Here is a 6,886-nt window from a genome sequence, read left to right as displayed (position 1 = left end):
GGTCTTCGGGTGGACCGGTGGCGGGGTCGGCCGGGCTGGGGGTGAGGGTGATCAGGTTGTAGGAGACCAGCAGCGCCAGCGCCTCGTCGATCTGCGGTTGGTCGGCGTGGGGCAGGCGGTCCAGGACGGTGCAGGGCAGGTGGTCGGGGGCGTAGCAGGCCAGCAGGTTGAGTACGTGGTCGGCCAGCGGGTTGACGGCGTGGATGCGAGCGTGGCTGAGTGTCAGCACCTTGGTCACCACCCGCTCGGCGTCGCCGCCGGCCGTCAGGGTCGTGCGGGGGGTGCGGACGATGTAAGCGCCGGCCTGGGTCAGCGCCAGCGGCAGATCCCCCCAATGTTCGGCCAGTTCCTCCAATGCGTCGGCGTTGGCGGCATCGGGCGGGCCGATCAGATCCGCCAGCAGGGCGATGGCGGCCGGGCGCGACAGCAACTCCAGGCGGAGGGGGTTGATGCGCAGGTGGCGCCAGCCGATGTCGCGCCGGGTGGTGATCAGGACGTGGCCGTGGGCCAGCCGGCCCAGGTACGGCTCGACGTGGGCGACCTCGTCGACGTTGTCGAAGATGACCAGCCAGCCGGGATGGGCGGCCAGCCAGCTCAGCACCCAGGCGGCCGCCTCTTCAATGGTGGCCTGCTCGGCGGCCACCGAGTCAATGCCGCAGGCCAGCGCCCGGGTCAGGGCGGCCAGCCCGGCGCGGATCTGCTCCGGGCCGTCGGCGTCGATCCACCACACCAGCCGGTACTCCTGCCGGTGGCGGTGCGCGTACTGCAGCGCCAGTTCACTCTTGCCGACGCCGCCCAGCCCGAGCACGGCCTGACTGATCACCCCGGGCCCGGTCTCCTCCTGCAGCGCCTGACGTAGTGCGGTCAGGGCCGTATCGCGGCCGACGAAGGCCGCGGCCGGACGGCGCGGCAACCCGGCCAGCCCGACGGGGACCTTCACGGTGCTGGCCTCGGGCAGCGGCCGCCGCGGACCCTGCTGGGTGATCTGGTTGATGGTCTGGTCGCGAGCTGCCTGGTACAACCGGCCCTGGTCGCGAGCGGCGCCGTCCATCCGGACATCTGGTAGATCCGGCAGGTCGGCCGAGGGGGTGGTCATGGCTCGTTGATGGTCTGGTCGCCGCCGGCCTGATACACCCGGCCCTGACCGGAGGCCTGCGCCCGCATCTGCACGTTCCGCGCGCCGTCCCCGGTGGAGATGATGCCAGTGTTGTCGCCGCCAATGGCGACCGACCGCTCGCCTTCGGCCGACACCTGAAGGGCCTCCTGCTCAGCGGCCGCCGTCTCGGGCGGGGTAATGCCGGCCGGGGTGCGGTCGGCGCGCGTCTGCGCGCGCAACGCCACCACCGCGACCACGAACCCGGCCGCACCCAGCAGCATGCCGGCGAACATGCCGATCACGCTGGCCCGTTGATCCAGGGTGGCCAGCAGTTCCGGGGGCAGGTCCAGCGGATCGGCGAAGAACCACAGCAGCCCCGCCACGAGGGATGCCGCCAGCACCACGAGCGCGATGATCGCCGTGCCGCGCCACAGCCCCGAACCCGCCGCTCGTCCCGCCTCGGGCGTCGTCTTCGACATGCCTCCAGAGTGCTCTTGAACCAGCGCGAGCGGGACCGAAAGTAGCGAAGGCGTTTCCTCTCATCACGACCGTGCGGAATGGTCGTTTGCGGGACGGCTGGCGGCGGCCGCCATGTGATCGCGTTTCTGCGGGAACGATCGTCGTCCCGAAACACGTTGTCAGTTTCCGAAGCCGTGTGCACGGATGTCCTGGGTTTCGGGGATCTATGCAGAGGACTGTGAAGCACCCGTTGTCCGTAGTTCTCTGCGCTGCCGTGCACGTTGTTCCGTACTCGTGTGCGCGGCGGTGTGGTCTTGGCATGGACGGCGGACGGGTTCAGATCATTGCAGTGGGGGTGTGGGACACCGCCCGCAGCGACCGCGCCACCCGGCGAATCATGGGCATCCTCGCCCACGGCTGGACTTTCAAGATCAATTAGCACGCCGACCGTGTCCTGGCTATGTACGCCTCCAGCACCACCAGACGGATCGTCGAGCAGTCCGAGTGGCTGCTACAAGGTCTCTCCAGACGGCTCGAGTCACCGGATCGGTGGTCCCCAGCACGCGCTTACACACGTGAAGCAGCGCGGCGAGTTGGTCACGGGCGGCGGCCGGTTCTCCTGCCTCCCCCGTCCAGATGGCCAGGTCGTGCCGGGCGATCAGCGTGTTCCGGTGGTCCGCGCCGACCACCCGCTCGCAGACGGGGACGAGGGCGGCGAGCTGGTCGCGGGCGGCGACCGCATCCCCCGTCTCTCCTGTCCAGCGGGCGAGCTGGTTCCGGCAGATCAGGGTGTAGGGATGCTCGGCGCCGAACACCCGCTCGTGCGGGGCGAGCAAGGCCGCAAGCTGGTGGCGCGCTGCGACTGTGTCCCCCGCATAACCCGTCCAGATGGCCAGGTCGTGTCGGGCGGTCAGCGTGTCCCGGTCATCAGCGCCCAGCACCCGCTCACAGATGGGGACCAGGGCGGCGAGCTGGTCGCGGGCGGCGGCCGCGTGCCCCGCTCTCCCCGTCCAGCGGGCGAGCTGATTCCGAGTGCTCAGCGTGTCGCGATGCTCGGCGCCGAGCACTCGCTCGCGGATCGGGAGCAGGAGGGCGAGTTGGTCGCGGGCGGCGGCCTCGTCCCCCGCATAGCCCGTCCAGTAGGCGAGGTCATGCCGGGTGGCCAGCGTGTCGCGGTGGTCGGGGCCGAGCACCCGCTCACAATCCGGGACGAGGGCGGCGAGCTGGTCACGGGCGGTGATCGGGTCCCCCGCGTCCCCTTTCCAGACGGCGAGGTCATGCCGGGCGGTCAGGATGTCGGGGTGCTCGGGGCCCAACGTGTTCGTCGTGTGGGTGAGGACCTGTTGCCCGAGGTGGACGGCGTTCCGGTAGTCACCGCTGGCGCCGAGGTAGCGGAGTAGCCGTTTCCAGCCAGGCGAGTCGAGGGGCAGGACGATCCGGGCATGCGGCAGGAGCGCTCGGTAGACGGGCCAGTTGGCCGGCTTGTCGGCTTCGTCGGGAAGGGCGGCCAGCAGCAGGCCGGCGGCGTTGCGGCGGACGTCGTGGAGCTGGGCCGGGGTGAGCTGGTGCAAGGTGACGGCTTGGACGAGCCGGTGCACGCTGATCAGGTCCTCGGCTTGGCCGTCTTGGCCTTGCCGGGGAGCCATGGTGACGGTGATCAGGCTGTAGGAGGCCAACAGCGCCAGCGCGTCGTTCACCTGGAGCTCGTCGGCGTTTTCGACTCCGGTCAGAACGGTGCAGGGCAAGTGGTCGGGGGCGAAGCAGGCCAGCACGTTCAGCAGGTGCGCGGCCAGCGGGTTAATGGCCTGGATGCGGGCATGGCTGAGCATCCACACCTTGGCCACAACCCGCCCAGCATCCCCCGCGGCCGGGGCTGTCGAGAGCATCCGCACAGGGGTCTTCTTCAGCAGGTCCAGGTACTTGTGCAGCGACATCCCAGGGGTGCGGGCGACATAGGCGCCAGCCTGCGTCAGCGCCAACGGCAGATCCCCTAGCTGCTCGGCCAGTTCCTTTAGCGCCGCGGTGTCGGCGGCGTCTGGTGGACCGATCAGCTCGGCCAGCAGGGCGGCCGACGCGGAGCGGGTCAGCAGCTCCAGCCGTAGGGGCTGGATGCCGAGGTGCTGCCAGCCGATGTCGCGGCGGGTTGTGATCAGCAGGTGGCCGTGGGCCAGGCGGGCCAGGTACGGCTCGATGTCAGCGGCCTCTTCGACGTTGTCGAAGACGATCAGCCAGTCAGGGCGCATGCTTAACCAGCTCAGCGCCCAGGCAGCGGCCTCCTCGACGGTGGCCTGCTCGGCGGCCACCGAGTCGGTGCCGGCAGTGAGAGCTCGCGCCAAGGAGGCGAGCCCGGCCTGGATCTGTGCCGGGCTATCGGAGTCAATCCACCAGACGGGCCGATACTCACTGCGGTATCTATGCGCGTACTGGAGGGCCAATTCGCTTTTGCCGACGCCACCCAGTCCAAACAGAGCCTGGCTGATCACACCAGGGCTCGCCCCGCTTGAGAGTGCCCCGCGGACGGCCGCCATGGCCGTGTCGCGACCGACGAAGGCCAGGGTTGGGCGACGCGGCAAACCGGATACCCCGTGCAGTGCCCGCACGCTGCTCGCATCGGGCAACGGCCGGCGCGCCACCGGGGAGTTGACGTGGTTGATGGTCTGGTCACCGCCGGCCTGATACACCCGGCCCTGACCGGAGGCCTGCGCCCGCATCTGTACGTTTCGCGTGCCGTCGCCGGTCGAGACGATGCCCGTGTTGTCGCCGCCGACGGCGATCGACCGCTCGCCCCCAGCCGAGGCTTGAGGCGGTGTTGGCTCGGCCGACGCTTCGGGTGTGGCGATGGCAACCGGCGGGGTGCGGTCAGCGCGTGTCTGGGCGCGCAGCGCCAGTACAGCGACCACCAGGCCAGCCACGCCGACCGTCATGCCAGTGATCATGCTGACCACGCTGGCCCGTTGATCCAGGGCCGCCAGCACGCCTGCAGGCAGGTGCAGCGGATCGGCGAAGAACCAAGCCAGCCCCGCCGCCAGCGAGACCGCCAACACCGCGACCGCGGCGACCGCCACGCTGCGCCACGATCGCGCCCCGAGCGCGCGTTCCGCCCCTGGCATCCTCTTCGACATGCGTCCAGAGTGCTCCCCCAACCGGCGCGAGCGGAACTCCAGGGACGGACTCGATACCTGCGCTCACGCCTCCTCGAATTGGTCGTTTGCGGGACGGGTGTCGGTGGGCCGTGTCGTGATCACGTTTCCGCAGAAACGATCGTCCAGAAACCCATTGTCACTTTCTGAAGTTGCGTGCACGGACGTCCTGGGCATTCGCGGCTCTGTGCAGAGGACTGTGAAGCACCGGATTGTCAGCAGTCCTCTGCGCTACGGTGCGTTTGTTCCGTACTCGCGTGCGCGACGGTGAGGTCCCGGCATGGACGGCGGGCGGGCGCAGATCATTGAGCGGGTGTGCTGACCGCCCCGGATGAGGCGCCTTCGCCGACAGTTTGCTGGTGGGATCGACCAGGACCATCTTGTGGCTCTTGGCGAAGCGGAAGAACTGCCGGGCGATCTGCAGCCGCCGGGGCCGGTTCTTGGGCTGAGCGGCCAGGAACGTTTCGATGTCGTGCCCGTCGACCAAGGCCCAGTCCTGCTTGCCGCGCGCGCAGACGTGCTGAGCCAGGGGCGTTCGGGGCGCCGCTGCCAGCAAGCCGAGCACAGGCCGTTCCCCGACATGCGGGCGCAACTGCCCGCATGTGTCGCAGACGCGCGGCGGGTTCTTCGGCTGGCGAGGACGTGAGCAGGTCCCGCACCAGCCGGTGTCACGCAGATAGCCCGGGCGGCGGCAGCGTGGGCACGGCTGCGCGGCAGCGTGGGCACGGCTGCGCGGCAGCGTGGGCACGGCTGCTGAGCTGCCCGCTGCCGCGCCTTGCGGACGCACTCCCGGCACAGCGTCGCATCCGTTGCCGCGGGAGGAGAATCAACTGTCGGGTCGGCACGGCTCACGATGCGGTATCGATCAGGGCGGTGCCGAAAGGGTCTCGAATCAGGTACTGCAGGGCCTGTACGGCCTTGACGACCGTAGTGAGTCGGCGGCTACCACGTCGCAACGTTGTCGACGCCGCTGTCCGCAAGCAGATCAGCCCTTCGCTTCGCGGACGTCCTTTCCCTGCTCGGCGAACGCCTTGAAGTCCTGCATGTGCTTTTGCGACTGCTTGCGGAAGGCGCCGGGCATCAGGAGCCCCACCAGCCGCATCAGCAAGCCGCTGAACCGGTACTCGCTCTCGCTCACCCAGAGCGTCGCCTCCGGACCGGCTTCGGTCAGCCGGTCGCGCACGGCGCTCCACATGCCCTCGCCGACGATCTCGCGGTCGAAGTGAACGACACTCCCTTTCGGGATCCCGCGCAGGTCTGCCGGTTCCCGGCGCGTGATGGTCTCGGTGCACTCGATCTTCTGCTGCCCCGTCTGCATCACGACCCGCGACTTGGTGCCGACCTGCCCGTGCACTCCACTCAGCGGCTCGTGCAGCACCAGGCCCCGCAGCCACTTCGGCAGGTGTGCCGGGTCGGCGAGCAACTGCACCACCCTCTCCCGCGGCAGGGCGATCTCGATCGAGACGGTGTACTTCATGGCGGAGCGCTCCAGGTTCCCGAGTGAACGGGCGTACACTAGCAGCCTCGCCTCACGCTGAGCGTGTCAACCTCATTTCTGCTGGTGAGCTGGGATTGACAACCGGGTCGTTCCCGCTCTGGGCAGGTCGTGGTCGGGTCGGCACGGGTCACGATGCGGTATTGATCAGGGCGGTGCCGCAAGGTTCTCGGATCAGGTACTGCAGGGCCTGTACAGCCTTCGACCGTGGTGAGTTGACCGGGTCGTCCACGGCAGTCGCAGGTCAGTACCCGCCAGCATTTGAGCTGGGCGTTGGCGCGTTCGCCGATGCAGCGCAGGCCGGCCTGGGAAGCGGTTGGCGGCCTTGCGGCCCTCGGGCAGCGTCTTCTCGCCGCGTCTGCGCCGGTAGCCGATGATCACATCCGGGTGCAGGCCGATGTAGCCCAGATCGACGAGCAGGCGAAGGAACGCCAGGGCCTTCTCGGCGATCTTGAAGCGGCGGTCGGCGGTGATGTCGACGGTCCTGCCGGGCGGCACCGCCCAAGCGCTCAATACTTGGCGCCTCCTCGGCGCCCTCGCCTTGCCCCATGAGCTACACATCGACTGGCGAGAGACCTGGCGTCCCTGAGCTTGTTGTTTATCCTCTGGATTGTTGTAGTGCTGCGAGGGTGCGGCCGCGTTTGATGGTTTGCCGACGTCGTAGCGGGGTGTGGAGCCTATCTCTTATACACATCT

5 protein-coding genes and 1 pseudogene are annotated in these 6,886 nt (G+C 69.0%); all 6 read right to left on the bottom strand.

The features are described from left to right. A pseudogene (locus tag ETD86_RS51420) lies at positions 1-1,096 on the bottom strand (NB-ARC domain-containing protein); the annotation flags it as partial. Further along, a complete protein-coding gene (locus ETD86_RS51415; RefSeq protein WP_138673905.1) occupies positions 1,093-1,575 on the bottom strand; it encodes a hypothetical protein in 483 nt (160 codons plus the stop codon). The gene ETD86_RS51415 and the pseudogene ETD86_RS51420, both read right to left, overlap by 4 nt. A gap of 438 nt (positions 1,576-2,013) precedes the next feature. Beyond that, entirely contained in the window at positions 2,014-4,677 is a 2,664-nt protein-coding gene (locus tag ETD86_RS51410; RefSeq protein WP_138673904.1) for a tetratricopeptide repeat protein, read from the bottom strand. A 157-nt stretch (positions 4,678-4,834) separates the two neighbouring features. Beyond that, on the bottom strand, positions 4,835-5,260 hold the full coding sequence (locus tag ETD86_RS51405) for a site-specific integrase (RefSeq protein WP_138673903.1): 426 nt from the start codon (positions 5,258-5,260) through the stop codon (positions 4,835-4,837). Positions 5,261-5,680: 420 nt separating this feature from the next. Next, entirely contained in the window at positions 5,681-6,172 is a 492-nt protein-coding gene (locus ETD86_RS51400; protein WP_138673902.1) for an SRPBCC family protein, read from the bottom strand. Positions 6,173-6,364: 192 nt separating this feature from the next. Continuing rightward, on the bottom strand, positions 6,365-6,703 hold the full coding sequence (locus ETD86_RS51395) for a hypothetical protein (RefSeq protein ID WP_138673901.1): 339 nt from the start codon (positions 6,701-6,703) through the stop codon (positions 6,365-6,367). Positions 6,704-6,886: the final 183 nt, after the last annotated feature.

It is taken from the genome of Nonomuraea turkmeniaca, assembly GCF_005889735.1.
In the GTDB taxonomy this organism is placed as follows: Bacteria; Actinomycetota; Actinomycetes; order Streptosporangiales; family Streptosporangiaceae; genus Nonomuraea; species Nonomuraea turkmeniaca.
The sequence above is the reverse complement of the archived record's forward strand: the minus strand, read 5'-3'. Positions and strand labels throughout refer to the sequence as shown.